The sequence below is a fragment of the Pseudonocardia sp. Ae150A_Ps1 genome (assembly GCF_001932315.1).
Classification (GTDB): Bacteria; Actinomycetota; Actinomycetes; order Mycobacteriales; family Pseudonocardiaceae; genus Pseudonocardia.
This window is the reverse complement of sequence record NZ_MCIJ01000001.1, coordinates 5,093,796-5,116,140: the sequence shown is the minus strand read 5'-3', so window position 1 is coordinate 5,116,140 and position 22,345 is coordinate 5,093,796. Positions and strand designations below refer to the sequence as shown.

The following is a 22,345-nucleotide window of genomic DNA, read 5'->3' as shown; positions in this document are numbered from 1 at the left end:
AGCCGTGTCAGGCTGTCGCACCGTGCTCACCCCGATCCGCTCCGCCGCCGTCGCCGCCCTGGCCGCAGCCGCGCTGTGCACGGGATGCACACCGCCGCCCGAGCCCGGCCCGGCCGCCGCGGACACCACCTCCCGGACCGCCCCGGTCGCCGCCCGCACACCGGAACCGCCGGCACCGGTCGTGCTCCTCGATCCCGGCCACAACGGCGGGAACGCCGCGGCCCGGACGGCGGTCACCCGCCAGGTCCCGGACGGGCGCGGTGGGACGAAACCGTGCAACACGACCGGCACCTCCACCTCGGACGGCTATCCCGAGCATGCCTTCACCTGGGACCTCGCCCAGCGGGTCCGGACCCGGCTGGAGGCCGCCGGGGTGCGGGTGGTCATGACCCGGACCGACGACGACGGTGTCGGCCCCTGCGTCGACGAGCGCGGCGCGGCCGCCCGCCGGGCCGGCGCCGTGGCCGCGGTGTCGCTGCACGCCGACGGATCGAGCCCGTCGGCCCGCGGCTTCCACGTCGCCTACGCGGACCCACCCGTGCACGGGACCGGACCGGAGTCGCTGCGGCTCGCCACCACGCTGCGCGACGCGCTGCGCTCCGACGGGATCCCGCCCGCCGACTACATCGGACGGGACGGACTCGACGGTCGCGACGACCTCGCCGGGCTGAACACGTCCGCCGTCCCGACAGCGCTGGTCGAGGCGGGGAACATGCGCAACCCCGCCGAGGCCGCGGCGATGTCGAGCCCGCAGGGCCGGGACCGCTACGCGGCCGCCGTGAGCGCCGGGGTGCTCGCCCACCTCGGGCGCTGACCCCGCGGGCCCGGCGTCACTTCGGGTCGACGGTGCGGGCGCCCAGGTGCTCCTGCAGGATCCCGAGCGCCGCGGCCTCCGGATCGCGCCGCACACCCGGTGCCGACGCCTCGGCCGCGGCCTCCGCGAGCATCGCCTCCTCCTCGTCGGCCTGGCTGGCGCGCGGGGACGGCGCTCCCTGCCCGCCCGCCGCGGTACGGCCGCCCCGGGCGGGTCCACCCTCGTGCGGGTCGGGTGGTGCATCCTCCGGCGGGGGCTCGGGCGGCAGCGGGATGTCGCCGTCCGGACCGCCCTGGCGCCGGGCCGGACGAGCCTGCGCCCCGTCGCCCTGCTGCGCGGCCTGCCGCTGGGACGGTCGCTGCGGGACCGGGCGCTGCTGGCGTTCCGGCGCGGCCCGGCGCTGCTGCCCGGCCGCCTCGCCCTGGTCGCAGCGGACCTGCCACTGCACGCCGAGCACAGCGCGCAGCGCCTCGCTGATCACGTCGGTGTTGCGCGACTCGGAGAGCCGCCGGGCCAGCGGCGGGGCGCCGATCGCCAGCACCAGGGTGTCCCCGTCGACCGCCCGGACGGTGGCGTTGACCAGCAGCGCCTCGGTGCTGCGGCTGCGCTGGCGGACGGCGGCGAGGATCTCCGGCCACACCCGTCGGACGGCGGTCGCGTCCAGCGACGCGACCGCGGGCGCGGGCTGCGCCGACGACGGCGGGACCGCGTCCGCGGGGGCCCCGTCGCGCGGCGGGTCGGGGTGCCTCGCCGCCTCGTCCGGCCCGGCTCCGGGCTGTGGCTCGGGGGCCGGCGTGGTCCGGTGTCCGGGGGCCGGCGGGAGCGGCTCGGCCGCCTGATCCCTCGCGGCGGGCTCGCCCGCGGCGGCGGTACTCCCCGCGGGAGCCGGCTCCCCCACGGGAGCCTGCGGCTCCGTGGTGGCCTCCTGCTCCGTGGTGGCCTGCGGCGGCGAGCCGGTGGCCTGCGGGGTGACGGAGGCTCCAGCGGCCTCGCTCCGCGGCTCGACGGAGCTCTCGGTGTCGGTATCCGGGACGGGACGCTCCGGCGCCTGCCGTGTACCGCCCGACCCTGCCGCGGGCCCTGCCGCGGGCCCTGCACCGCTGGACTCCGCACCCGCCGCCCGCTCGGTGGCCGGCGTGGGCTCGGCCGCCGCGCATTCACGGGCGTCGTCGCCACCGGCGCCGGCCTGCTCCCGCGCCGGAGCGGCACCGCCGGCCGGCACCGCCGCGGCCGGCGTCGAGGCGCCGCGACCGTTCCCGGCGGCAGGAGCGGACCCGCCGTCGGCCGCGGCCGGCCGCGACGCCGCGTCGCCACCCTGACCGGACCGCTCGCTGGGCCGCACGAAGCGCTTGGCGGCCCCGCCGTCGTCGCCGGGGTCGACGGCGATCGCATTGCGCCGCTCGATCCGCTCCAGCCGCTCGAGGAGCCCGCCGTCCGACGTCGTCGCCGCCGCCGGCAGCAGCATCCGGGCGCACAGCAGCTCCAGCAGCAGCCGCGGAGCCGTCGCGCCCCGCATGTCGATCAGGCCCTGGTGCAGGATCTCGCCGTAGCGGGTCAGCGCGGCCGGACCGAGCCGGGCCGCCTGGTCGGCCATCCGGGAGAGCTCGTCCTCGGCACCGTCGACCAGCCCCTGCTCCGCGGCGTCCGGGACGACCTGGACCAGCATCAGGTCGCGGAAGCGCTGCAACAGGTCGGACGCGAACCGGCGGGGATCGTGACCGGCCTCGACGAGCCGGTCGACCGCGCCGTAGACGGCGGCCCCGTCGGCCGCGGCGAGCGCGTCCACCGCGTCGTCGATGAGGCCCGAGTCGGTGACCCCGAGCAGGGCGACCGCGCGCTCGTAGGTGACCCCACCGTCGCCCGCACCGGCCAGCAGCTGGTCCAGCACCGACAGCGTGTCCCGCGCCGAGCCGCCGCCGGCCCGGATGACCAGCGGGAACACCGGCGGCGCGACGGTGACCTCCTCGTCGCCGCAGATCCTCTCCAGCAGCGAGCGCATGGTCCCCGGCGGGATCAGCCGGAACGGGTAGTGGTGGGTGCGCGAGCGGATCGTCGGCAGCACCTTGTCCGGCTCGGTGGTCGCGAACACGAACACCAGGTGCTCCGGCGGCTCCTCGACGATCTTGAGCAGCGCGTTGAAGCCCTGGGTGGTGACCATGTGCGCCTCGTCGACCACGAACACGCGGTACCGCGACTCGGCGGGCGCGTAGAACGCACGGTCACGCAGCTCGCGCGCGTCCTCGACACCACCGTGCGAGGCCGCGTCGAGCTCGATGACGTCGATGTTCCCCGGACCCTCGGGTGCGAGCGACACGCAGGACCCGCACTCGCCGCACGGGTCCGGCGTGGGCCCCTGGACGCAGTTCAGCGAGCGGGCCAGGATCCGCGCCGACGACGTCTTCCCGCAGCCGCGCGGGCCCGAGAACAGGTACGCATGGTTGACCCGCCCCGCGGACAGGGCAGTGGCCAGGGGCTCGGTGACGTGCTCCTGCCCCACGACGTCGGCCAGCTTGGCCGGGCGGTACTTGCGGTACAGAGCCAGAGCCACGCCGCGAGGTTACCGAGGGGGGCCGACGGTTTCCGACACCGGGAACACCGACCGGCCGGAGACAGAAGGGGACCCCGCGCACCCGCCAGAGCCTGTTGACCCTTGCTGCCTTCCGGCCCTGGGGGAGTTCACAGGATGGACGCCGCACGGGGTCCACGGACAGTGTGCCACGGAGCGGGCCCGCCGGGGCCGAGGGGGCCGTGACGGACGGCCCCGGGCGGCAGGTAACCTTCTTCGCGGAGGATTCGCCTAGTGGCCTAGGGCGCACGCTTGGAAAGCGTGTTGGGAGCAATCCCTCACGGGTTCAAATCCCGTATCCTCCGCCAGCCTGAAAAGGCAGAGCGCCGGGCACACCCCACGGGTGGCCCGGCGTTCGGCGTTCCGGACGCAGGTGCGGCCGCCGTGCCGCCGCCCGGGGCCGCGACTCAGGACGGGTGCACCTCGATCAGCACGAGACCCGTCGGGGTCTGCTGACGCCGGTGCAGCTCACGACCGCACGCGTCGAGCAGCGCTTCGAGCACCTCGGTGCTGAGCTCGGCCGGATCGATCATCGAGGGCACCGACACCACCTGCGACCTCTCGTGAGGCCTTCCCTCCACGGCTACCTCCTCGTTGCCGGCCGGGCAGCTCCGGGCCGCAGCCCGGAACCGTCGCGGAGGTCGACGTCGCGACGACATGAGGAGATTCACATCACACCGTGGTGGCATTGGTGCGCAAGGGAATCAGCACGACTGGTCGGAGACTGGCCATTCGGTGCGCATCGCGGACATACGGCCGGTCGGGACCGGACGGTGGGCTGCCCCTCGCGCGTCGCCGGTCGTGGAGCGGAATGAAACCGGGGACGTCCCGGTTGGGCGGTCCGTCCGGACCGAACACCGCACAGCGGAGGCGAGCCCGTCATGACCGGCACCGACCTGCAGGCCAACAAGGACAACGTCCGGGCGTTCTACGACCTGATGTTCAACGGGTGCAGGCCCGCCGAGGCGCTGGAGCGCTACGCCGGGGACACCTACACCCAGCACAACGTGCACGTCGCCGACGGCAAGCAGGCCTTCGTCGACTACTTCGAACGGATGGCCGCGGAGTACCCCGGCAAGCACGTGCGGTTCGTCCGTGTCGTCGCCGAGGGCGACCTGGTCGTGCTGCACTGCCACCAGACCTGGCCGGGTGGCGACGACTACGCCGGGATCGACATCTTCCGCGTGGACGACGACGGCCGGATCGTCGAGCACAGGGACGTCCTGCAGGTCGTCCCGGCGACCTCGGCCAACGACAACGGCATGTTCTGACCCGGCCGCGGATCGCCGTTCAGCCCACGACGGACGCGTGGGCGGCGAGCACCCGCCAGCCCGCGCCGTCGTGCGCCCAGGTGCGGGTGTAGCGGACCCGGGCGGCGAACGCCTCGCCCGCCGTCTCCCCCTCCAGCGCGACGAGCACCCAGGTGACCCCGGTCGGGCCGGCCACCCGGGTGCGGAGCTCCAGCTCCTCGCTCCGCCGCAGGACCTGTGCACCGTCACGGTGGGCCCGCAGGTCGTCGGCCTTGGCCAGGACCGTCCCGTCCGGGCCCGTGAACAGCGCCGCGTCGTCGAGCAGGGCGTCCAGCTCCGTGACGTCGGAGGCGAGCTGGGCGGCCTGCAGCCGCCGTTCGGCCGTGCGGAGGTCGTCGTCCATGCGGCCGGACGGTAGTCCGGGCGGCACTGCGGGGTGCCCGCCGTTCGCTCCGGGCGGATCGCTGCGCCGCCCGCGAACCCGCCGTCGCGACGACCCGGCCGTCACCCCGCCCGCCGGGCACCGGGTTCCTGCACCGCGGGACGCCGCCCGGCCAGGTACCGCGCGATCACGCCGTGCCGCGGCCCGAACAGGTACGCCAGCGCGAACGTCGTGGCCAGGCTGACCACCACCGCACCCCCGGTGGAGACGTTCGCGTAGTAGCTGACATAGGTGCCCGCCACCCCGGCGACGACCGCCACCCCGACGGCGAGGAGCAGCATCCGCTCCATCCGGTCCGTCAGCAGGAAGGCCGTCGCCCGGGGGATGATCAGCACCGCCACCACCAGCACGATCCCGACAGCCTGCAGCGCGACCACGACGGCGAGCGCGAGCAGCCCGAGCAGCAGGGCCTCCACCCGGCGCGGGTCGATCCCGACCGCGTGCGCGTGCACCCGGTCGAACGCGACCAGGGTGAAGTCCCGCCGGCGCAGCGCGACCACCGCGATCGTCACGAGGCCCAGCACGACGATCTGGACGACGTCGGCGACGGACAGCCCGAGCAGGTTCCCGAACAGGATGTGGGACAGGTCGGTGTCGCTGGGAGTGCGCGAGATCAGGATCAGCCCGAGCGCGAACAGCCCGGTGAACACGACGCCGATCGCGGCGTCCTCCTTCACCCGCGACGTCCGCCGGACCAGCCCGATCAGACCGACGGCACCGGCGCCGAACACGAACGCGCCGATCCCGAACGGGATCCCGACGATGTAGGACAGCACCACCCCGGGCAGCACCGCGTGCGACACGGCGTCGCCCATCAGCGACCAGCCGACGAGGGTCAGCCAGCAGGACAGCAGCGCGCCGACCGAGCCTGCCACGACCGCGACGAGCAGCGCACGCTGCATGAACCCGAACTGCAGCGGCTCCAGCACCCAGGCGATCATGTGGCGGAGAACCCGAACACGCGGCCCAGCACCCCGGGGGTGAGCACCTCGCCCGGCGGGCCGTCGGCCAGCAGCCGGTTGGCCAGCAGGACCGCCCGGTCGCACAGCCGCTCGACGCCGCCGATGTCGTGCGTCGACACGAGGACGGTGCGGCCGGCGTCGCGCAGCTCGTGCAGGACCGCCGTCATCGCCTCCTGCGTGCCGTGGTCGACACCGGCGAACGGCTCGTCGAGCAGCAGCAGCGGCGCGTCCTGGGCGATCGCCCTGGCGAGGAACACCCGCTTGCGCTGACCGCCCGACAGCCTGCCGATCTGCCGGTCGGCCAGGCCGGTCAGGCCGACCCGCTCCAGCGCGTCGGCGACGGCCGTCCGGTCGGCCGCCCGGGGCCTGCGACCGATCCCCATGCGGCCGTAGCGCCCGGTCATGACGACCTCGTGCGCGACGATCGGGAAGTCCCTGTCGATCGCCTCGGCCTGCGGCATGTACGCGATCGCGGCCGCCCGCCGGGCCGCGCGGACGTCGCCGTCGCCGACCCGGACGGTGCCGGCGTGCGGCCGGACCAGCCCCATGACGGCGGAGAACAGTGTCGACTTGCCGGAGCCGTTGGTCCCCAGCAGCCCGCAGACGGTGCCGGCGCCGAGCCGGAGGTCGACGCCGTCGAGCGCGATGACCTCGCCGTAGCGCACCGACAGGCCGGTCACCTCCAGCACCGCGGCGGTCACGGCTGCGCCCCCGTCAGCCCGTCCGAGATCACCCGGGCGTCGTGCCGGAGCAGGTCGAGGTAGCTGGGTACCGGACCGCCCTCCTCGGACAGCGAGTCGACGTAGAGCGGGCCCGCCAGCCGGGCGCCGGTCTCGGCGGCGACCTGCCGCTGCGCGGAGTCGTTCACGGTGCTCTCGCAGAACACGGCGGGCACCGCGTCGTCCCGGACGACGGCGATCGTCGACGCGATCTGGTCCGGGGTGCCCTCGGCGTCGCTGTTCACCGGCCACAGGTAGGACTCCCGCAGCCCCATGTCCCGGGCCAGGTAGGAGAACGCGCCCTCACAGGTCACGAGCACCCGCTGGGCGTCGGGCAGCCGGCCCAGGTCGGCCCGGAGCTCCTCCCCGACCTGCCGGATCCGCTCGGCGTAGCCGGCCGCGTTGGCGGTGTAGACGTCGCGTCCCGCCGGGTCGAGCTCCACGAGCGCGTCGCGGATGTTCGCGACGTAGCGCTCGCCGGCCACCGGCGACATCCAGGCGTGCGGGTTCGGGCGGTCGCGGTACTCCCCCGCGGCGATCGGCAGCACGTCGACGCCGTCGCTCACGGTCGCCGACCGGGCCTCGGACCGGTCCACGAACTGCTCGAACCAGCGCTCCAGACCGAGCCCGTTGTCGAGCACCAGGTCCGCGTCCGCGCCGCGCACCAGGTCACCGGGGACCGGCTCGTAGTCGTGGATCTCCGCCCCGGGGCGGGTGATCGACTCGACCCGGACCCGGTCGCCGCCGACCTCGCGGGCCATGTCGGCGATCACGGTGAAGGTCGCCAGCACGACCGGACGCGGGTCGTCCGGGTCCGCGGGCTCCGGCCCCGCTCCGCACCCGGCGAGGACCAGCACACAGGCCAGCAACACCCCAGATGTTCGCCAGGCCATAGACCGTGAGTTAGGCATGCCGAACACTATGCGGGAGGGATCAGCGACGAGCAAGATCCGTGGTCGGACCGGTCACCATCGCTTGCCCGTCCCGCGCGACCGGGCAGACTGGGATCCGGACCGCCGCACGGCGGGCTCCCCGGACGAGACACGCCGTACCCGGATCGCCAAGACGACGCAGCTGTCCGGGAGGAGTGTCGTCATGGCGTGGATCTATCTGGTCGTCTCCGGCCTGCTGGAGACGGTGTGGGCCGCGGCCCTGTCACAGAGCCGGGGCTTCAGCCGGCTGACGCCGTCGATCGTCTTCGGCGTGGCGCTGGTGCTGAGCATGGGCGGGCTGTCGCTGGCCCTGCGGGACCTGCCGGTCGGGACCGCGTACGCGATCTGGGTCGGCATCGGCGCGGTCGGCACGGCGATCTACGGGATGGCCGCGCTGGGCGAGCCCGCGACGACCGCGCGGCTGCTGTGCCTGCTGGCGATCGTCGGCGGCGTGGTCGGGCTGAAGCTCGCCCACTAGAACGACGACGGCGGGGCCGGTCCGGGTCTCCCCGGTCCGACCCCGCCGCCGCGCGGGGAGCCCCTTACTCGAAGGGTCCGTCCTTCAGCAGCCCGCCGAGGGGACCCTCGACGAACCGCTGGGTCCGCCTGCGGGATCTCGGTGTCGGTGCCGTTGACACCGTCCGGCCGGTTGTCCGGCGAGAACGTGTCCGCGGCGTCGAGGAAGCTCGCGCCGAACGACCCGGTGGTCGCACCGACGGCGTCCACACTCTGGGTCGGGCTCTGGGTGCTGGGGTAGCCGTGGCCCTCGTCGCTCTCGTCCGCGCTGGCGATCCCGGCCAGCGGGAACGCCACGGCGCCCATGGCGCCGAGGGCGATCAGGGAGCGGCGCATGCGGTTCTGCATCGAATCCGTCCTATCGGTCTGGGGAGCGTGCTGCACCGGCGCGGCCCGCGGGGAGCGTGGCCGGTGCTGTGCGGCAGTGACCTGCCGTACACCCTAACGGCCTAGCTCGACGCCGGCGCTGCGGCCGCGCCGGACGATCACATGTTGTCGGCGCCGGCCTTGATCGCCTCACGGATGCGGTTGTAGGTGCCGCACCGGCAGATGTTGCGGATCTCGTCGAGGGCCTCGTCGTCGATCGAGAAGCCCTCGGCCTGGGCCCGCTTGACCAGGGCGACCGCGGCCATGATCTGGCCGGGCTGGCAGTACCCGCACTGCGCGACGTCGTACTCGATCCAGGCCTCCTGCATCGGGTGCAGGGTGTCGCCGTCGGCAAGGCCCTCGATCGTGGTGATCTCGTCACCCTCCTCGAGACTGCCGACCGGCGTGGCGCAGGGGTTGAAGGCCTTGCCGTTGACGTGGCTGGTGCAGGCCTTGCAGACGTTGATCCCGCAGCCGTACTTCGGGCCGGTCACCCCGAGCACGTCGCGCAGGACCCACAGCAACCGGACGTCGTCCTCGACCTCGACGGTGACGGTCTCGCCGTTGAGCTTGAAAGTCTGAGTGGACATGAGAACTCCTGATTCAGCTCTGGAGGGGCCGCGCTCAGCGCGCCAGCTCGCGGCCGTCGGTGGGCGACGGCGGGACCGGCGGGATCGTCGGGTACGGCTCGAACGGCAGCGGCTCGTTGTGCAGGATCGGGAACTGGGTGGGCACCTCGCCGGCGGCGCGGGCGTAGGCACAGGCGATCGCGCCACAGGTGGCGGCGACACCGAACTCTCCGGCCCCACCCGGCTCCGGGGCCTCGGAGTCCTCGATGAGGACGATGTTCATCTCGGGCGGGGTGTTCCACTGCCGGGTGTAGAAGTAGTTGTCCCAGCTCGCCTCGATGAAGTGACCGTCCTCGAGGTGCAGGCCCGAGGTCAGTGTCATGGCGATGCCGTCGTTGATGCCGCCCATCATCTGCGCCTCGTAGCCGCGCGGGTTGATGATCAGGCCGGGGTCGACGACGTAGGTCACCTTGGTGACGCGCGGACCGGTCCGCGCCGAGCGGATCTCCCGGTTCACCGTCTCCGGGCGGCAGTCCAGCTCGACGACGGCGACTGCGACACCCTTGTACTCGACGTGCATCGCGATGCCCTGCGCGGTGCCGTCCGCCATGGACTTGCCCCAGTCGGCCTCCTCGGCCGCCCGGTCCAGGACCTTCTTGTAGCGCTCCAGCTTGGTGTAGGCGGACCGGAACTCGTACGGGTCCTTGCCCATCTTCGCCGCCACCTGGTCGATCATCAGCTCACGCGCGGTCGCCGTGTCCGGTGAGTAGATGTTGCGCATCGAGCTGGTGTTGAACCGCATGTCGATCTCGTTGAGCAGGGAGGTCGCCACGCCGACGTTGTACGGGTTGGTCTGCGTGGTGATGTAGAGGGCCTGCGAGACCGTGTAGTTGCCGCCCGGCGCCTTCTGGGCCGCCGCGGTGACCGCCTCACCACTGACCTGGGCTCGCACGCGGCAGGTCGCCATCGGGTGGGTACGGCCCTGGCGCGAGTCGTCGGAGCGGGTCCACATCAGCTTGACCGGCTTGCCCATGAGCTGGGAGACCTCTGCCGCCTCCTCGGCGGCGTCCGAGAACAGCTTCCGACCGAACGACCCACCACCCTCGGTCACGTGGAACGTGACCGAGTTCTGCGGGATGCCCAGCTTCTTGGCGATCTCGGCCTGCGCGGCGATCGGGTTCTTGGCCGGACCCCAGATCTCCGCGGTGTCGCCGCGCACATCGGCGATCGCGCAGTTGGTCTCCAGCGAGGAGTTGCTGCGGAAGTAGAAGGTGAAGTCGCCCTCGAGCGTGTCGCCCGGAACCTGCGGGACGGCGAGTGGCAGCTCGGCCCGGCGGAGCTGGTCCAGGACCGTCTGGTCGCTCTCGCCCTCGACCGTGCCGCCGTCCCAGTTGACGTCCAGCGCGTTGACGCCGTCGATCGCCTGGCCGAAGGTCTTGGCCCGGACCGCGACGCCGGTCGTCATCTCCTCGACATCGGTGACGCCGGGCATGTTCCGGACCTCGTCGATGTTGTTCGCGCCCTGCGGGGCGGAGTTGAGGTTCGGCCCGCGGCAGATGACGGTCGGCAGTGCGTCGGGGATCGCCAGGTCGGTGGCGAACTGCTTCTTGCCCGTCACCATCGCCCGGGCGTCGGACTTGGTCCGCGGCTTCCCGATGACGGTGAACTCCTCGCGCGGCTTGAGGATGACCTCGACCGCCTCGTTCACCGGGCTGGCCGCCGCCTCGGTCAGCTCGCCGAACGGCAGCCCCTCGCCGTTCTGCCCCAGGATCAGCCCGGTCCGGCTCGTGAGGACGGCCTTGTCCTGCCCCAGCTCCGCCGCAGCGGCGTCGAGCAGGCGGCCCTTGGCCAGAGCCGCCGCGACCCGGAACGCCGCGAACGTGGTGAAGGTCGTGCTCGAACCGGCGGTGAGCTGGTTGAACACCAGCTCGGGGCGGGCATCGGCCAGGGTGACGATCACCTGGTCCGGGTCGAGGTCCATCTCCTCGGCGATGATCATCTGCGTCGAGGTGATGATGCCCTGGCCGTTGTCCGAGCGGGGCATCGCGAACGACACCGTGCCGTCCCGGTTGACCTCGATCTTGATGAGGTTCGCGGTCGGTCGCGCAGCGCGTCGAGCAGGTCGTAGAGCTCGGCAGGCAGCGGCGACGAGGGGATGGCCGCGGCGTTCGCCTGCGGCGCGCCGTTGAACACCGCCTGGCGACCCATCTCTGCCGCGACGACCAGGGTCGGGGCAGCGACGAGGTAGCCGAGGAAGCGGCGCCGACTGACGTTCTTCCGGCTGCCGCCGGCCGTCGGGCGCTCGGGGGCGGGCGCGCTGTGAGCGGGCATCGTTGTCCTCTCCGGGGGTGCTGCGTTGCGTGAGCCCGTGCAGCGGCGTCCGTGTGCGGGGAGCGGGGACTGCCGTGGGTTCTCGAAACGGGCAACGAGGCGGTTCTTTCGACGGTTACGCGCCGGTACGCGTGGACGCTGTCGATCGATCTCCGCGAGGACGGTTGTGTGCGACCATCTGATTCGCAGGTCAACGACTCGCCGGTCAGGGCACCCTTATCCGCAGATGCGGATCCATCGGAGGCCATGGGTCCGCACAGGCAGGTTTCCTGCCAGTGGCGCATGCCACCCGTACGGGTGAACAGCGACCAGAAAGATCGAACCGGCGACAGGGTGTCGTCCGAAATGCCGCGTCCGCACCCGCGCCGGAGGAGCCGACGACGGGCGCGGGTGCACGGCGGCGCGGTGCACGGGCCGGATCACCGTCGCCCGGCGCGCAGGAGCCGGACGAAGGTCCACGGCAGCAGGACGAGGACGCCCAGCACACCGAGCACGGCCGCGGCGACGATCAGCCAGCCCGGCGCGCCGTTCCCCACGCCTCCCAGCGCGCCGGTGGCGAGCACCAGACCACCCGGCACGACGACGACCGCCGGCCACACGAGCGTCCCCAGCCACTTCTCGCCGGTGCTCCAGGCGCGGCCGGTCCATAGCATCACGACGCCGGCCAGCCAGCCGACGACCGGCAGGACGAAACCGCCGAGCATCAGCATCAGGACCGTCAGCACGGGGTAGGCGTCCGGGTCTCCGGCCGCTCGCGGGGCGGGTCCGTGCGGGTCGGTGGTCATGGTGGTCATCTCCAGCTCCTTCGTGTCTCCCGGTCGTGTCTCCGAGGTGCCTCCAGGGTCGCGCCGGACGGGTGCCGGACACATCGGAGCAGGGGTGGATCCGCGGCGTCGGACCACGGTCGGAGGCGGTGTCGTCGCAGGTCGGAGCGGTTCGGAGCGGATCACCGCGGAACGGTGCGCCGGTCCGGCCGGGCCGGGCAACCGGCCGTCCACGCCGTCGGCACACGTCACCGGCCGCCGGGTGAAACGACTCGGGCCGCCGCGACGACATCCCCCACGACGGTCTCCGGAGGCGAGGCGCATCGCGCACCGGCGCCGAGACCGCCCCGTCACCCCGGCGAGACCCGCTCGCGACCGGTGACCGCCGGTCATCGTGGCGGCCGCTCCGCTCGTCGGCGCCGCTCGCAGATCACGGCCCCGTTGCGATCCGGGATTCATGCGTTCGCCGGGCAACCCCGCCGCCGTCCGTCGCTCCTGCGGCCCTGGCGCCAACCCCGCACGCGCCGCGGTGGCAGACGTGGGACATCGGCCGTGACCGGCGCACCGGCCCCGCCGGGCGTCCGGTCGAGCGCGCCGGGCTCGACCGCCCGGCAGCCGGTACACCCGTTCGGCTGCGCCCCGACGGCCGATTGCCGCCCTCGTCGCGAGTCGATCAGCATTCGCGCCGTGTTCCGGGGTCGTCCCGGGCCACGCCGTCACAACGATCGACAAGAGGAAACGGGTACGTGAGGAATCGAGTTCGGATCGCCGTAGGAGCTGCCGCCGTGGGTGCCGCGGGCATCGGGCTGGCGGGGTCCGCGATGGCGGGTGAGTCCTACGAGGGCCACTCCGCAGTCGGTGGCGAGCACGTGTCGTCCGTCGCGGACGACGGCGAGGGCCGCACCGGCCTGCTGACCGGCGTCGCCGAAGGCGTCGGTGGCCTGCTGGGCGGTGTCTGGGAGGCTGCGGGCCCGGTGGTCGACGGCCTGCTCTGAGGGCCGACCCGGTCTCGACACAGGGGCAGAGTGTCGAGCCCGGGCCGGCGTCGTCCATCGTGCCGCTCCGTCGGGGGTCGGGGCGGCCGGACGCGCCGGTGCACGATCGGAGGCCGGGTCCCGGGGAGGGGCCCGGCTTCCGGCATGCGGGGCGGCGAGGGGCCGATCGACCCCCGGAAAGACCGGAAGCCGGGCCCTGACGGACCCGGCTTCCCGGTGTGGCGGTAGCGGTGGGATTTGAACCCACGGAGGCTATGAACCTCACGCGCTTTCGAGGCGCGCTCCTTCGGCCGCTCGGACACGCTACCGCCGAGAAGGCTACAAGACGGCTACCCCTCGCTGACGGACGGGGGGCGGCCGAAGAACTCCTGGAGCAGCGCGGCGGCCTCACCAGCACGGACGCCGCCGACGACCTCGGGCCGGTGGCTCAGCCGACGGTCGCGCAGCACGTCCCACAGCGATCCGGCCGCCCCGGTCTTCGGCTCCCAGGCGCCGAACACGACCCGCTCGACCCGGGCGAGCCCGATCGCGCCGGCACACATCGTGCACGGCTCGACGGTCACGGCGAGGGTCGTGCCGGTGAGCCGCCAGGAGCCGACGACGCGGGCGGCGGCGCGCAGGGCCAGCACCTCGGCGTGTGCGGTGGGGTCCCCGAGCGCCTCCCGTGCGTTACAGGCGGCGGCGAGCTCGGTGCCGTCGGCGTCGAGCACGACCGCACCGATCGGCACGTCGTCACTCGCGGCGGCACCGCGCGCGACCTCGAGGGCGCGACCGAGGGCACGGTCGTCGGCGGCGCGATACAACTCAGGCGTTGACGAGCTCGTCCAGCTGGGTGGCGAAGCCGCAGCGGCGGGCGATCGTGTCGAGCTGCTCGTCGGGGTAGAGCTCCAGGTCGCCGACCAGGATCTCCAGCTCGTCGGCGGGCAGGCCGAGGTCGGCCACGATGCCGAGGTCGCCCTCGGGCCAGGGGTCGTCCAGCGCGTCGTCGTCCGGGGGGAGCTCGACCCGGAGCAGGTCCAGCACGTCGGCCGCGACGTCGTAGTCCAGTGCCGCGACGGCGTCGGAGATCAGCAGCCGCACCCCGCCCGGCGACGGGCGCAGGAGGACGAAGAACTCGTCGTCGACGTCGAGCAGGCCCAGCACGGCTCCGGTGGAGCGCTGCGCGCGCAGGGCCGTGATCGCCGCGTCGAGGTCGACCAGGGTGGCCTGGTCGAGCCGGACGCAGCGCCACCGCCCCTCCTCGCGGATCGCGGCGACCGCGAATCCGGGCAGGGCGGCGCCCCGGGTGTCCGGGGCGGCCTCGACGCTCTGGGTGGGCACGACGACAACGGTACGTCCGATGGGCGCTGTGAGCCACGCCACGACCAGGTATGCGTGGTCACATCGGCGCCGCCGTCGCCCGGCGGGCGGTGGTGGGCGACGATCGGTGGGTGCCGAACCCCGTGCCGATCACTGCCGCGTCCGTCGCCGGGCTGCCCGGTGACCTGCTCGCGGCCGCCCGGGCACTCCAGCCGCGCACCGTCGCACTGCGCCGGGAGCTGCACGCCGCACCGGAGCTCGGGCTGGAGCTGCCCCGCACCCGCGACGCCGTGCTCCGGACGCTGCGGGACCTGCCGCTGACGATCCGGACGGGGACGTCGTGCAGCTCGGTCGTCGCCGTCCTGGAGGGCGATCGCCCGGGGCCGACGGTGCTGCTGCGCGGGGACATGGACGCGCTCCCCCTTCAGGAGGCCACCGGGCTGGAGTTCGCGTCCCGGACCGACGGCGCGATGCACGCCTGCGGGCACGACACCCACACGGCGATGCTCGCCTCCGCGGCCCGCCTGCTCGCGGGCCACCGGGACCGTATCGCGGGCCGGGTGCTGCTGATGTTCCAGCCGGGCGAGGAGGGGTTCCACGGGGCCCGGCACATGATCGACGACGGGCTGCTGGACGACGGCCCCGAGCTGGCCTACGCCCTGCACATCTCCTCCACCGTGCCGGCCGGGGAGCTGCACCACCGGCCGGGCCCGATCATGGCCGCGGCCGACGTCGTGGAGGTCCGGGTGACCGGACGGGGCGGGCACGCGTCGGCCCCGCAGGACGCGTGTGATCCCGTCCCGGCGGCCGCGGCGATGGTCGGCGGGCTGCAGACGGTGCTCACCCGGCGGGTGGGGCCGCAGGAGGCGGCGGTGCTGACGGTCGCCCGGATCCAGGCGGGCACCACGGACAACGTCATCCCGGAGACCGCCGAGCTGACCGGGACGCTGCGCACCCTGTCCGAGCCGGTGCGGGCACTGCTGCACCGCGAGATCGGCGAGCACTGCCGCCAGGTCGCGCTCGCGCACGGCTGCACCGCGGAGGTGACGATCGTCCCCGGCTACCCGGTGACGGTGAACGACGAGGCCGCGACCGCGTCGCTGGCCGACGTGGGCAGGCGGGTGCTCGGCACCCGCGCCTGCGTCCCGATGCGTGACCCGCTCATGGGGTCCGAGGACTTCTCCTACGTGCTGCAGCGCATCCCGGGCGCGCTCGCCTTCCTCGGGGCGCGGCCGCCGGGCGTCGCGGCGGGCGAGGCCGCACCGAACCACTCGAACCGGGTGGTGTTCGACGAGGCCGCGTTCCCGTCCGGCGTCGCGGTCCTCAGCGGGCTGGCGCTGGCCGCCCTGTCCTGATCCCGGACACGACGGTGGGGCGGGTCCGGCAGGACCCGCCCCACGGTCACGACGTCTCTCAGGCGGTCTCGTCCGCGACGGCCGCGCGGCCGTAGCCCTTCCAGTTGCGCTGGGCGTAGGCGGCCAGGCCGGCGGTGACCGCCAGGCCTGCTCCCGTGCTCGCGATGATCGACATGAAAACGGTCGCCATGACGGCTCCTCCTCACCGGTGGCACGCGCCGTGTCCGATGGCCGGGTCCGGATGACCCGGGCGGTACGACGGCGCTTGCGATACGACGACGCTGACTGCGCCCACCAGGGATTCTCCCACCGGCCCCCGGGTGATGTCCGCCCCGCGGGGAACGGTGGACCGATGATTCGTGCCACACGTCGATACCGCTCCGCCCGGCAGTTCTCCGAGCCGTTGGTTAGCGTTGGACAAAAGTAAGTACGAAATCGGACACATCACCATGGACCGACAGTTACGTGACGGAAGTGTCGGTTCTCCGCAGATGTCGTCAGGGGGATGGACGTGGACGAACAAGCAGGTGGGAGCCATCCGGGCGTCACCGTGACCGACCCGGCCACCATGAAGCGGGCGGTCGCCGCCGCCGCGGTCGGGAACATCACCGAATGGTTCGACTTCGGTGTGTACGGCTATCTGGCCACGACGATCGAGGCGCAGTTCTTTCCGCCCGGGCCACTCGCCCAGGTCGCCGTGTTCGCGACGTTCGCCGTCGCGTTCTTCTTCCGCCCGCTGGGCGGGTTGTTCTTCGGACCGCTCGGTGACCGCATCGGCCGGACCAAGGTCCTGTCCATCACGGTGATCATGATGGCGTTCGGGACGTTCCTGATGGGGCTCATCCCGTCCTACGCGACGATCGGGATCGCGGCACCGATCCTGCTGGTCTGCGCCCGGGTGGTGCAGGGCTTCTCCACCGGTGGCGAGTACGCGGGTGCGATGACCTTCATCGCCGAGTACAGCCCGGACCGCCGTCGCGGGTACTTCGGCAGCTTCCTGGAGCTCGGCACGTTCGTCGGCTACGCCTTCGGCGCCACCGTCGCGTCGGTCCTCCCGCTGATCTTCAGCGAGGAGTTCATGGCCGACTGGGGCTGGCGGATCCCGTTCTTCGTGGCGCTGCCGCTCGGCCTCGTCGGCGTCTACCTGCGGGTGCGGCTGGAGGAGACCCCGGCGTTCCAGACGCTGCTCTCCCAGTCGGAGGAGCGCGAGGGCACCGAGGTGAAGGACGGCTTCCGGCTGATCTTCACCAAGTACCTGCCGACGTTCATGATGGTCGGCGGCATCGTGGTCGCCTGGAACGTCACGAACTACATGCTCACCAGCTACATGCCGACGTACCTGGAGGACGACGTCGCCGCACACGGCGGCACCCCGATCGACTCGCAGACCTCGGCCTGGCTGCAGATCGCCGTGCTCTGGGTCGCCGTGCTGGTCATCCCGTTCCTCGGGCGGCTCTCGGACCGGGTCGGCCGCAAGCCGATCATGTGGACGGGTGCCGGCGGTCTGATCATCCTGGGCATCCCGATGATCCTGCTGATGCAGAACGGCTCGGTGCCCTCGGTGCTGCTCGGCCTCGTGCTCATGGGCGGGCTGCTGATCTGCTTCTCCTCGGCGGCCCCGTCGACGCTGCCCGCGGTGTTCCCGACCGAGATCCGCTACGGCGGCCTGTCGATCGCGTTCAACATCTTCGTCTCGGCCTTCGCGGGGACCGTGTCGCTGGTGATGTCGGCACTCGTGCTGACCACCGGGGACCTGCTGTGGCCCGGCTACTACCTCATCGGTGCCGGCGTCGTCGGTGTCGTGACGCTGTGGTTCCTGCCGGAGACCAACGGCAGGCCGCTGCGCGGGTCGCAGCCGTCCGCCGGCAGCGAGGAGGAGGCGCGGGAGCTCGCCCGCGCCACGCACTGATCGCTTGTCCTCCCCGGGGAGCGGCGGCACGCTGAGCGCGTGCTGTCGCTCCCCGAACTGTTGCGGGCCCTGGACACCGGCGGGATCTCCCCCACCGAGCACGTCGACGACGTCCTCGCCCGGCTGGAGCGGGACGAGACCAACTGCGTGATCGAGCTCGACGCCGACCGCGCCCGGGCCCGCGCGGCCGAGCTGACGGCGATGTCCGCCCGCGGGGAGCGGGCCGGGCCGCTGCACGGCGTCGCGGTCGGGATCAAGGACCTGGTCGACGTCGCGGGGCTGCCGACCCGGTGCGGGTCCCGGATCCTCGCCGACGCCCCGCCCGCGGGCGCCGACGCACCGGTCGTCGCGATGCTGCGGGCGGCCGGGGCGGTCGTCGTCGGGAAGCTGCACACCCACGAGTTCGCCTACGGGCCGGTCGGCGACGTCGCGGCGACCGGCCCGGCCCGCAACCCGCACGACCTGTCCCGGGTGACGGGCGGGTCGTCGTCGGGGTCCGCGGCGGCCGTCGCCGCGGGGCACCTGCCGCTGGCCGTCGGGACCGACACCGGGGCCAGCGTCCGCACCCCGGCCGCGCTCTGCGGCGTCGCCGGGCTCAAGCCCCGGCGCGGCGCGCTCCCGGGCGCGGGGGTGTTCCCGCTGGCCGAGTCGTTCGACACCGTCGGCCTGATCGCGGCCGACGCGGCCGGGCTCGCGACGGCCCGGGCCGCGCTGGGTGCCGCGGGACCGGCCGCCGACGGCCGTCGGCTGCGGATCGGCGTCGCGACCGGTGCCTGGTGGCGGCCGCACGACCCTGCGATCGCCGACGCCGTCCGGGGTGCGGCGGACGCGCTCGCCGCGCTCGGCCACCCGGTGTCCGACCAGGACACCCCCGACGTCGCGGAGCTGGCCGCGACGTACGCGACGATCACCGGCGCGGAGGCGTACGCGACGCACCGGAGGTGGTACGCCACCCGCCGCGACGAGTACCAGCCGGCGACGGCCGCGCGGTTCGTCCGGTCCGCCGACGCCCCCGCCCACCACTACATCGACGCGAGGCGGGACCGCGCCCGGCTCTCCGCCGCGTTCCTCGACCGGCTGACCTGCGACGTCCTCCTCTGCCCCACCACGAAGCTGCGGGCGACACCGATCGGCGAGGAGGAGTCCGCGGGGGCGTCGGTCATGCTCTCGCTGCTCGAGGCGACGGTGCCGTTCAACCTCACCGACCGCCCGGTGGTGGCGCTGCCGGTGCCGGTGCCGGGGCTCCCGGCCGGCGTCCAGCTCGCCGGGATCACCGTCGGCGAGGACGTCCTGCTGAACCTGGGGCGCGCGCTCGAGGGGGCACTGCGGTGATCCTCCCGGTCGCGGTGGCGCGCGGGGTCGCCGCGGGCGAGGTGGACCGCGTCTACCGCCGGTGGGCACGGCCGCGGGTCCGGGCCGGCTCGACGCTGCGGACCGCGGCGGGCGTCGTGGAGATCGTCGCGGTCGAGCAGGTCGATCCGGCGACCCTCACCGACGACGACGCCCGCGCCGCCGGTGCGGCGTCCGTGGCCGAGGTGCTGCGGTCGTTCCGCCGGCCCCGTGGCACCCCGTCACGTGCCGCCGCACCCCACGCGACGGGTGCGGCGACCGGCGACGGGGTGCGCGACGAGGACCCGGTCTGGCGGATCCGGCTGCGTGCGGCGGGTACGGATCCGCGGATCGCGCTGCGGGAGTCCGTGGACGGCCTCGACGCGACCGCGGCGCGGCTGGACCGGCTCGACCGGGCGTCGTGGCACGGGCCGTGGACCCGGGCGACGCTGCGGCTGGTCGCGGCGCACCCCGGGGAGCGCGCCGCCGATCTCGCCGCGCGGGCCGGGCGGGAGCGGGACCCGTTCAAGCTCGACGTCCGCAAGCTCAAGGACCTCGGGCTGACCGAGAGCCTGGAGGTCGGCTACCGGATCTCGCCGTGCGGTGCGGCGTTTCTGGAGTCCGGGGCGTGATCGAGCGGGCCGCGGGCGGGTCTTTACCCTTCGGACGCATGCGAGCGGTGTGCGTGCTGGGGACCGGACTGATCGGCGGGTCGCTGATGCGGGCCGCGGCCCGTGCCGGGCGGGAGGTCTGGGGGACCGCCGCGTCCGACGCCACCGCGGCGGCCGCCGTCGCCGACGGGTTCGACGTCACCACCGACACCGACGCCGCGCTGACCCGGGCCGCCGACTCCGATGCGCTGGTCGTCGTCGCCGTCCCGCTGACGGCGCTGGAACCGGTGCTCCGGCGGATCGACGCCGTCGCCCCCACCTGCCGGCTCACCGACGCGGTGAGCGTCAAGATCCCGGTCGCCGACGCCGTCGCCGAGTTCGCGCCGCGGGCCCGCTACGTCGGCGGGCACCCGATGGCCGGCACCGCCGAGTCCGGCTGGGCCGCCGGGGACCCGGACCTGTTCGGCGACGCCGCCTGGGTGGTCGCCGCCGACGACGGTCTCGACGTCGACGTGTGGCGCGACGTCGCCGAGCTGGCCTGGGCCTGCGGGGCGCGGGTCGTGCCGTCGGCGGTCGACGAGCACGACACGGCCGTCGCCCGGATCTCGCACCTGCCGCACCTGTTCGCGGCGGTGCTCGCGTCGGTCGGCGCCGGGGAGCAGGGCGACGATCTCGCGCTGGCGCTGTCCGCGAGCTCGTTCGCCGACGGCACCCGGGTCGCCGGCACCCGGCCCGAGCTGGTGCTCGCGATGTGCGAGGGCAACCGGGCCGCGCTGCTCGGCGCCGTCGACGACGCGCTGGGCCGCCTCGGCGCGATGCGCGGCGCGCTGGCCTCCACCGGCGGGCTGGCGGCGACCGTGCGGTCCGGGCACGAGGCGCGGATGCGCTGGGCCGCCACCCGGGAGCCGCTCGCACTGCCGGTCTCCCTCGACGGCGCCGGCGTGTTCGCCGAGCTGCGCGAGCTGGGCCGCCGCGGCGACGTCGTGGAGCCCTGGAAGTCCTAGAGGTCCACCCGGGTGGCGATGCCCGGGTAGTCGAGCACGAACCCGTCGGCGTCGACGGTCATGTCGGCGGCGACGTCCCCGGCCGCGAACCCGACGACGGCGGGCCCGGCCGCGGATGCCGACCTCACCGTCCGGTAGGTCTGCTCGGTGGCCTCCACCGCGAGCGTCGGCAGGTCCACGAAGACCATCGGCAGCACGTGTTCGGCCGGTTCGCGGTGCAGGCCGAGCCGGCGGATCGGCAGCGCGTTGAACACGGGGCTGAACGCGAGGTCGACGTCGCGGGCGCCGGAGAACGCACCCCGGGTGCCGCCGGAGCCGTCGTCGACCAGCCAGACGCCGTCGGTGCTGCGGGAGATCGTGAGCTGCTGCTCGCCCTCGGCCGTCGCGACGTCGACCGCGAGCCGGGACAGCGCCCCGTCGCCGGCGACGACCAGCCGGTACGACGCCGTCAGCACACCCTCGGGCGTGCCGCGGATCATCCGGCCGACCGCGCGGAAACCGCCACCGGCCACCGTGATCCGGGCGGACTCCAGCCCGGTCGCGGCGCCGGCCTCCGGGCCGGACCGCCAGCTCAGCATGACCGCCATGCACACCACCGTTCGAGGATCGCCTCAGACCAGGTTCAGCACGCCGCATCGCGTGCACGGAAGAGTGATGATCGTGTCATCCTCACGGCTCCCGTTGCACCCCGGTGGGGTCGACGTCGTCGCGGATCCCCCGGAACACCGGCTGGCGCAGCCGGCCGGCCGCCGTCCAGCCGAGGTGCGCGACCTCCACGACGACGCGTGGTGTGCACCAGGTGGCTCCGGCCGCGTCGAGCCGGGGCAGGGTCTGCGCGAACGGTGACGACTCCGCCGTCAGCGGGCCGAGCCGCTCGGTGAGGAGCTGTTGCACCGCGTCACCGGCGAGACCGGACCCGACCCGGCCGGCGAACTCCAGCCCGTCCGGGCCGGGGACACCGAGCAGCAGGGCCCCGATCCGGCTGCCGCTCCCCTTCTCCGGGCGCCGCCCGCCGACCACGCAGCTCTGCGTGTGCCGGTGCGCGACCTTCACCCAGTCCGGGCTGCGCCGGCCCGGCCGGTACACCGACGACTCCTTCTTCGCGACGACGCCCTCCAACCCGCGCTCGGCGGTCACCGCCAGCAACGACGCCCCGTCCGGGTACAGCGGCGACGCCTCCACGTGCGCGAGCGCGCCCAGGTCGAGCCGCTCCAGCGTGGCCCGCCGTTCGGACAGCGGCCGGTCGAGGAGCGACACCCCGTAGAGCCGCAGCACGTCGAACACCATGAAGGTGACGGGGCGGCGCTCCGCGGCGGCGGCGCCGACGACGCCCTGCATGCGGTGGGCGAGCGCGGCGAAGCTGGGGACGCCGGCGTCGAGCAGGACGACCTCCCCGTCGAGCACGACGTCGGGCGCCGCACCGGCGAGCTCGGCGAGTTCCGGGAAGTTCGCCGTGACGTCCCGGCCGGAACGGGTACGCAGGACGAGTGCCCGGCCGTCGTCACCCTCGGTGACCGACGCCAGCACGCGCATGCCGTCCCACTTGACCTCGAACGACCAGCCGGGACCGGTCGGGAGCGGTCCGGGGGTGGCGAGCATGGGCAACACACCG

General features: G+C 73.9%; 23 protein-coding genes, 2 tRNA genes, 1 other RNA gene, 1 pseudogene and 1 riboswitch. Of the genes and pseudogenes, 10 read left to right on the top strand and 17 right to left on the bottom strand.

All coding sequences use genetic code 11. The features are described 5' to 3' along the window. Positions 1-22: 22 nt before the first annotated feature. Entirely contained in the window at positions 23-814 is a 792-nt protein-coding gene (locus tag Ae150APs1_RS24050) for an N-acetylmuramoyl-L-alanine amidase (RefSeq protein WP_083680339.1), read from the top strand. Positions 815-830: 16 nt separating this feature from the next. On the opposite strand, the gene Ae150APs1_RS24045 is transcribed toward Ae150APs1_RS24050, so the two are convergent. After that, on the bottom strand, positions 831-3,362 hold the full coding sequence (locus tag Ae150APs1_RS24045; RefSeq protein WP_075300471.1) for a DNA polymerase III subunit gamma and tau: 2,532 nt from the start codon (positions 3,360-3,362) through the stop codon (positions 831-833). Positions 3,363-3,425: 63 nt separating this feature from the next. Next, positions 3,426-3,520: signal recognition particle sRNA small type (ffs, locus tag Ae150APs1_RS24040), an RNA gene on the bottom strand. 80 nt (positions 3,521-3,600) lie between these two features. On the opposite strand from ffs, the gene Ae150APs1_RS24035 reads away from it, so the two are divergent. Continuing rightward, positions 3,601-3,688, top strand: a tRNA-Ser gene (locus Ae150APs1_RS24035). Positions 3,689-3,787: 99 nt separating this feature from the next. On the opposite strand, the gene Ae150APs1_RS34420 is transcribed toward Ae150APs1_RS24035, so the two are convergent. Further along, positions 3,788-3,922 carry a hypothetical protein gene (locus tag Ae150APs1_RS34420; RefSeq protein ID WP_255356987.1) on the bottom strand — a complete coding sequence of 45 codons (135 nt, stop codon included), beginning with the start codon at positions 3,920-3,922 and terminating at the stop codon, positions 3,788-3,790. 339 nt (positions 3,923-4,261) lie between these two features. On the opposite strand from Ae150APs1_RS34420, the gene Ae150APs1_RS24030 reads away from it, so the two are divergent. Then, on the top strand, positions 4,262-4,651 hold the full coding sequence (locus Ae150APs1_RS24030) for a nuclear transport factor 2 family protein (protein ID WP_075300469.1): 390 nt from the start codon (positions 4,262-4,264) through the stop codon (positions 4,649-4,651). Between the two features lie 19 nt (positions 4,652-4,670). Here the strand turns inward: Ae150APs1_RS24030 and Ae150APs1_RS24025 are convergent, their stop codons facing one another. The 4 genes from Ae150APs1_RS24025 to Ae150APs1_RS24010 all read right to left on the bottom strand — a co-directional run bounded on the left by Ae150APs1_RS24025 (position 4,671) and on the right by Ae150APs1_RS24010 (position 7,625). Then, positions 4,671-5,033, bottom strand: a complete 363-nt coding sequence (locus tag Ae150APs1_RS24025) for a nuclear transport factor 2 family protein (protein ID WP_075300467.1) — start codon at positions 5,031-5,033, stop codon at positions 4,671-4,673. Between the two features lie 101 nt (positions 5,034-5,134). Next, a complete protein-coding gene (locus Ae150APs1_RS24020) occupies positions 5,135-6,013 on the bottom strand; it encodes a metal ABC transporter permease (protein ID WP_075300465.1) in 879 nt (292 codons plus the stop codon). Continuing rightward, positions 6,010-6,735, bottom strand: a complete 726-nt coding sequence (locus Ae150APs1_RS24015; protein WP_060574250.1) for a metal ABC transporter ATP-binding protein — start codon at positions 6,733-6,735, stop codon at positions 6,010-6,012. Before Ae150APs1_RS24015 ends, Ae150APs1_RS24020 begins: the two co-directional genes overlap by 4 nt. Continuing rightward, the gene (locus tag Ae150APs1_RS24010; RefSeq protein WP_249266591.1) at positions 6,732-7,625 is read right to left on the bottom strand and encodes a metal ABC transporter substrate-binding protein; all 894 of its coding nucleotides are present in this window, start codon (positions 7,623-7,625) and stop codon (positions 6,732-6,734) included. The genes Ae150APs1_RS24015 and Ae150APs1_RS24010 overlap by 4 nt, the downstream gene beginning before the upstream one ends. Positions 7,626-7,761: 136 nt before the next feature. Then, positions 7,762-7,828: riboswitch (guanidine-III (ykkC-III) riboswitch) on the top strand. A 20-nt stretch (positions 7,829-7,848) separates the two neighbouring features. On the opposite strand from Ae150APs1_RS24010, the gene Ae150APs1_RS24005 reads away from it, so the two are divergent. Next, positions 7,849-8,163, top strand: coding sequence for an SMR family transporter (locus Ae150APs1_RS24005; protein WP_075300463.1), 315 nt, complete (start codon positions 7,849-7,851; stop codon positions 8,161-8,163). Here Ae150APs1_RS24005 and Ae150APs1_RS24000 read toward each other — a convergent pair. The 4 genes and pseudogenes from Ae150APs1_RS24000 to Ae150APs1_RS23985 form a co-directional block, all read right to left on the bottom strand. Continuing rightward, entirely contained in the window at positions 8,160-8,549 is a 390-nt protein-coding gene (locus tag Ae150APs1_RS24000; protein WP_075300461.1) for a hypothetical protein, read from the bottom strand. The two genes, Ae150APs1_RS24005 and Ae150APs1_RS24000, sit on opposite strands and share 4 nt — an antisense overlap. Before the next feature lie 137 nt (positions 8,550-8,686). Beyond that, entirely contained in the window at positions 8,687-9,157 is a 471-nt protein-coding gene (locus Ae150APs1_RS23995) for a (2Fe-2S)-binding protein (RefSeq protein ID WP_010227871.1), read from the bottom strand. Between the two features lie 34 nt (positions 9,158-9,191). Continuing rightward, positions 9,192-11,467: pseudogene (locus tag Ae150APs1_RS23990) on the bottom strand (molybdopterin cofactor-binding domain-containing protein). A gap of 419 nt (positions 11,468-11,886) precedes the next feature. Beyond that, on the bottom strand, positions 11,887-12,261 hold the full coding sequence (locus Ae150APs1_RS23985; protein ID WP_010227867.1) for a hypothetical protein: 375 nt from the start codon (positions 12,259-12,261) through the stop codon (positions 11,887-11,889). A 755-nt stretch (positions 12,262-13,016) separates the two neighbouring features. Here Ae150APs1_RS23985 and Ae150APs1_RS23980 point away from each other — a divergent pair. Continuing rightward, positions 13,017-13,226 (top strand): hypothetical protein, encoded by a 210-nt coding sequence (locus Ae150APs1_RS23980; RefSeq protein ID WP_075300459.1) that lies wholly within the window; start codon positions 13,017-13,019, stop codon positions 13,224-13,226. Between the two features lie 219 nt (positions 13,227-13,445). Here Ae150APs1_RS23980 and Ae150APs1_RS23975 read toward each other — a convergent pair. The 3 genes from Ae150APs1_RS23975 to Ae150APs1_RS23965 all read right to left on the bottom strand — a co-directional run bounded on the left by Ae150APs1_RS23975 (position 13,446) and on the right by Ae150APs1_RS23965 (position 14,546). After that, positions 13,446-13,534, bottom strand: a tRNA-Ser gene (locus tag Ae150APs1_RS23975). A 21-nt stretch (positions 13,535-13,555) separates the two neighbouring features. Next, the gene (locus tag Ae150APs1_RS23970) at positions 13,556-14,029 is read right to left on the bottom strand and encodes a nucleoside deaminase (RefSeq protein WP_075300457.1); all 474 of its coding nucleotides are present in this window, start codon (positions 14,027-14,029) and stop codon (positions 13,556-13,558) included. 1 nt (position 14,030) lies between these two features. Beyond that, entirely contained in the window at positions 14,031-14,546 is a 516-nt protein-coding gene (locus Ae150APs1_RS23965; RefSeq protein WP_010227860.1) for a tRNA adenosine deaminase-associated protein, read from the bottom strand. A 50-nt stretch (positions 14,547-14,596) separates the two neighbouring features. Between Ae150APs1_RS23965 and Ae150APs1_RS23960 the strand changes: the two genes are divergently transcribed. After that, positions 14,597-15,880, top strand: a complete 1,284-nt coding sequence (locus Ae150APs1_RS23960) for a M20 family metallopeptidase (RefSeq protein WP_139317043.1) — start codon at positions 14,597-14,599, stop codon at positions 15,878-15,880. 58 nt (positions 15,881-15,938) lie between these two features. Here Ae150APs1_RS23960 and Ae150APs1_RS34415 read toward each other — a convergent pair whose 3' ends face one another. Beyond that, positions 15,939-16,070, bottom strand: coding sequence for a hypothetical protein (locus tag Ae150APs1_RS34415; RefSeq protein WP_255356989.1), 132 nt, complete (start codon positions 16,068-16,070; stop codon positions 15,939-15,941). A gap of 315 nt (positions 16,071-16,385) precedes the next feature. Here Ae150APs1_RS34415 and Ae150APs1_RS23955 point away from each other — a divergent pair, with 315 nt between their 5' ends. The 4 genes from Ae150APs1_RS23955 to Ae150APs1_RS23940 are packed head-to-tail and all read left to right on the top strand — an operon-like array spanning position 16,386 to position 20,733. Next, complete coding sequence (locus Ae150APs1_RS23955; RefSeq protein WP_075300455.1) at positions 16,386-17,789, top strand: MFS transporter; 1,404 nt, start codon at positions 16,386-16,388, stop codon at positions 17,787-17,789. 39 nt (positions 17,790-17,828) lie between these two features. Beyond that, on the top strand, positions 17,829-19,121 hold the full coding sequence (locus tag Ae150APs1_RS23950; RefSeq protein WP_139317042.1) for an amidase: 1,293 nt from the start codon (positions 17,829-17,831) through the stop codon (positions 19,119-19,121). Continuing rightward, entirely contained in the window at positions 19,118-19,750 is a 633-nt protein-coding gene (locus Ae150APs1_RS23945) for a hypothetical protein (RefSeq protein WP_075300453.1), read from the top strand. The genes Ae150APs1_RS23950 and Ae150APs1_RS23945 overlap by 4 nt, the downstream gene beginning before the upstream one ends. Positions 19,751-19,788: 38 nt before the next feature. Then, complete coding sequence (locus Ae150APs1_RS23940) at positions 19,789-20,733, top strand: prephenate dehydrogenase (RefSeq protein ID WP_075300451.1); 945 nt, start codon at positions 19,789-19,791, stop codon at positions 20,731-20,733. On the opposite strand, the gene Ae150APs1_RS23935 is transcribed toward Ae150APs1_RS23940, so the two are convergent. Both Ae150APs1_RS23935 and ligD read right to left on the bottom strand, forming a co-directional pair. Beyond that, positions 20,730-21,320: a putative glycolipid-binding domain-containing protein gene (locus Ae150APs1_RS23935; protein WP_083680337.1), complete on the bottom strand. Its 591-nt coding sequence runs from the start codon at positions 21,318-21,320 to the stop codon at positions 20,730-20,732. The two genes, Ae150APs1_RS23940 and Ae150APs1_RS23935, sit on opposite strands and share 4 nt — an antisense overlap. An 82-nt stretch (positions 21,321-21,402) precedes the next feature. Continuing rightward, complete coding sequence (ligD, locus tag Ae150APs1_RS23930) at positions 21,403-22,332, bottom strand: non-homologous end-joining DNA ligase (RefSeq protein WP_083680336.1); 930 nt, start codon at positions 22,330-22,332, stop codon at positions 21,403-21,405. Between the last annotated feature and the right edge of the window lie 13 nt (positions 22,333-22,345).

Bases quoted from the DNA above. Each gene is read 5' to 3' on its own strand.
- ligD (WP_083680336.1), bottom strand. From the start codon at position 22,332: ATGCTCGCCACCCCCGGACCGCTCCCGACCGGTCCCGGCTGGTCGTTC.
- Ae150APs1_RS23960 (WP_139317043.1), top strand. From the start codon at position 14,597: ATGCGTGGTCACATCGGCGCCGCCGTCGCCCGGCGGGCGGTGGTGGGC.
- Ae150APs1_RS34415 (WP_255356989.1), bottom strand. From the start codon at position 16,070: ATGGCGACCGTTTTCATGTCGATCATCGCGAGCACGGGAGCAGGCCTG.
- Ae150APs1_RS24005 (WP_075300463.1), top strand. From the start codon at position 7,849: ATGGCGTGGATCTATCTGGTCGTCTCCGGCCTGCTGGAGACGGTGTGG.
- Ae150APs1_RS23955 (WP_075300455.1), top strand. From the start codon at position 16,386: ATGGACGTGGACGAACAAGCAGGTGGGAGCCATCCGGGCGTCACCGTG.
- Ae150APs1_RS24000 (WP_075300461.1), bottom strand. From the start codon at position 8,549: ATGCAGAACCGCATGCGCCGCTCCCTGATCGCCCTCGGCGCCATGGGC.
- Ae150APs1_RS23985 (WP_010227867.1), bottom strand. From the start codon at position 12,261: ATGACCACCATGACCACCGACCCGCACGGACCCGCCCCGCGAGCGGCC.
- Ae150APs1_RS23995 (WP_010227871.1), bottom strand. From the start codon at position 9,157: ATGTCCACTCAGACTTTCAAGCTCAACGGCGAGACCGTCACCGTCGAG.
- Ae150APs1_RS23940 (WP_075300451.1), top strand. From the start codon at position 19,789: ATGCGAGCGGTGTGCGTGCTGGGGACCGGACTGATCGGCGGGTCGCTG.
- Ae150APs1_RS23935 (WP_083680337.1), bottom strand. From the start codon at position 21,320: ATGGCGGTCATGCTGAGCTGGCGGTCCGGCCCGGAGGCCGGCGCCGCG.
- Ae150APs1_RS24020 (WP_075300465.1), bottom strand. From the start codon at position 6,013: ATGATCGCCTGGGTGCTGGAGCCGCTGCAGTTCGGGTTCATGCAGCGT.
- Ae150APs1_RS24030 (WP_075300469.1), top strand. From the start codon at position 4,262: ATGACCGGCACCGACCTGCAGGCCAACAAGGACAACGTCCGGGCGTTC.
- Ae150APs1_RS24025 (WP_075300467.1), bottom strand. From the start codon at position 5,033: ATGGACGACGACCTCCGCACGGCCGAACGGCGGCTGCAGGCCGCCCAG.